This window comes from Cellulomonas rhizosphaerae (genome assembly GCF_003470205.1).
Lineage (GTDB): Bacteria > Actinomycetota > Actinomycetes > Actinomycetales > Cellulomonadaceae > Cellulomonas > Cellulomonas rhizosphaerae.
Genome location: NZ_QWKP01000022.1, coordinates 1 through 2,256 on the forward strand (window position 1 = coordinate 1; position 2,256 = coordinate 2,256).

The 2,256-nt window shown below is 76.4% G+C and carries 2 pseudogenes; one reads left to right on the top strand and one right to left on the bottom strand.

What is annotated here, in order from left to right:
• A pseudogene (locus D1825_RS00255) lies at positions 1-1,042 on the bottom strand (hypothetical protein); the annotation flags it as partial.
• A gap of 240 nt (positions 1,043-1,282) precedes the next feature.
• Here D1825_RS00255 and D1825_RS00260 point away from each other — a divergent pair.
• Positions 1,283-2,256, top strand: a pseudogene (locus D1825_RS00260) (hypothetical protein); the annotation flags it as partial.

Sequence of the window (2,256 nt, forward strand, 5' to 3'; positions counted from 1 at the left end):
TGGCACCCGTGCGCAGCGCGCGGCGGGTCGGGACGGCGCGCGTCGGGGCGCCCGGGGGCGCCGTCGGGCTCGCAGCGGGTTCGGCGACGGAGGGCCGAGCGCCGGCGGGGGCATCGGCCGGCGGGACCGCGCGCAGGACGACCGTCTCGTTCTCGGAGGCCTCGGGCGTGGGTCCGCCCGGCCCGTCCGGGGCGGTGACGCGCGGGACCGCGCCGGTCCGGGGCCGTGCCGCGCGGGCCAGCTCGGCCTCGCGGATCTGGCGTCGGGTGAGCGCGCCGCCCTCGCCGACGGTCGCCATCGCGCCCGTCGTCACCGGGTGCCACTCGGGCTCCTCGGTGCCGGTGCGCCTGCGGTTCCAGTCGCGAGCGAGCAGCGCGGCTGCGGCCAGCGCCAGCAGCGCACCCAGGATCACCAACGGCCACAGCCACGGCGTGGTCACCACGCGGGGCCAGGACAGCGAGAGCGTCGGGGCCGAGTCGCCGGTACCGGCGACGAGCAGGCTCCAGCGCCCGGGCTGCGTGGGCCAGACGAGGCGCGCGCTGCCGTCGCCCGTGGCCTGGGCGACCCAGAGGTCGGAGTCCGTGGGGTCCGCGGCGGCGGAGTCGTCGGTCTCGTCCGACGGGGCGGCGGTGGCCGACGCGCTCGGCTTGGCTGACGCTGACGCTGACGCCGAGGGCGAGGGCGAGGCGGAGGGGGACGCAGAGGCCGACGGGTCCGCGGCGACCGCAGTGGTGTCCAGCTCGTGCCACCCGGCCAACCCGCTCACCTGGGTGTGCGCATCGGTGCCGACCCAGCCCGCCACGTCGGTGTCGCGGCCGATCGCGAGCACGACGGGGTCACCGCTGCTCGTCGTCGCGCGGATGGTGACGGGGTCGCCCCCGAGCTCGAGCACTCCGGGGTCGGTGACGATCAGGTGGTCGGTCGTCGTGGCGGTCGCCACGAGGACGTCATCGGCACGCCACACGGTCGCCGAGGCGACCCCGAGGCCGATGACGACCAGTCCGGCGACGCCGACGGCGGCCGTGATCACTCGCTTGGGCACGCAGGATCCTCTCGGGACAAGAACCACCAGGATAGGCAGAGGAGCGGCGCGATCCCGAACGAGGCCGACATCCCGGACCTGGGACGAGGGTCGTTCGGGGGGGGTCAGGACGGGATGAGATCCGCGTATCCTGGCCCGCGGGCTCCGACCGTTCGTCGTGCACCTCGGCCGAGGTCGCCCGCGTGGAGCCCCCGCACTGGAGGATCGCTCGTGCCTGACGCCCGACCCACCTTCCCTGTCGTGAACTTCCGCGGATACGAGCGGGAGGCCGTCGACGCACGCCTCGAGGCGCTCGAGAGCGCCCTCGCCGAAGCCCGCGGCCAGGTCGAGGCTCTCGACTCCAAGGCCATGCAGGCCGCCGGGGAGCTCTCCGAGGCCCACCGCCAGCTCCGCGAGGCCGAGCGGCCCACCTACTCCGGGCTCGGCTCGCGGATCGAGCAGCTCCTGCGCTCGGCGGAGGAGCAGTCCTCCGACGTCGTCTCGCAGGCCAACGCCCAGGCGGCCGACGCCCTGGCCCGCGCGAAGCTCTCCGCCGGCCAGCTGCGTGCCCGCGCGGAGAACGAGGTCGCCGAGCTGATCGCCACCGCCCGCCGCGAGGCGGAGGAGGTGCGCACGACGGCCGCGACCGAGTCGGAGAGCAACACCACGGCCGCCCAGCGCCGTGCCGAGGAGCTCGTCAGCTCGGCCGAGCGCGAGGCCGCGCGCATCCAGTCCGCGATCACGACCGAGGAGAGCGAGCGCCGCACGTCGCTCGAGCGCGAGCTCGGCACGCTTCGCGCGAGCGTCGAGCACGAGGCCACACAGCTGCGCGTCGCGACCGAGCGCACCGCGGCCGAGCTGCGTAGCCGCGCGGAGTCGGAGACGACCGCGCAGCGCGAGGCCGCCGACCGCTACGACCAGGACCTGCGCCAGAACGCGGACGCCGACACGACCGCCCTGCGCCAGCAGGTCGAGGCCGAGGTCGCCGCGCTGCGCGGGGACGCCGAGCGGCAGGTCGCCGACCAGCGCTCGCAGGCCGCCGCCGAGATCGCCGCGGCGCGGCAGCAGGCGGCCGACGAGACCACCTCGCTGCGCGCGTCCGCGCAGGAGTTCGCCGACAGCACCCGTGCCGCCGCCGAGCGCGAGGCCGCAGCCCTGCAGCAGCGGGTCGCCGCCGAGGTGGCAGCGCTGCGCACCGAGGCCGAGCAGTACGCGGCGTTCGTCCGTGCGAGCGC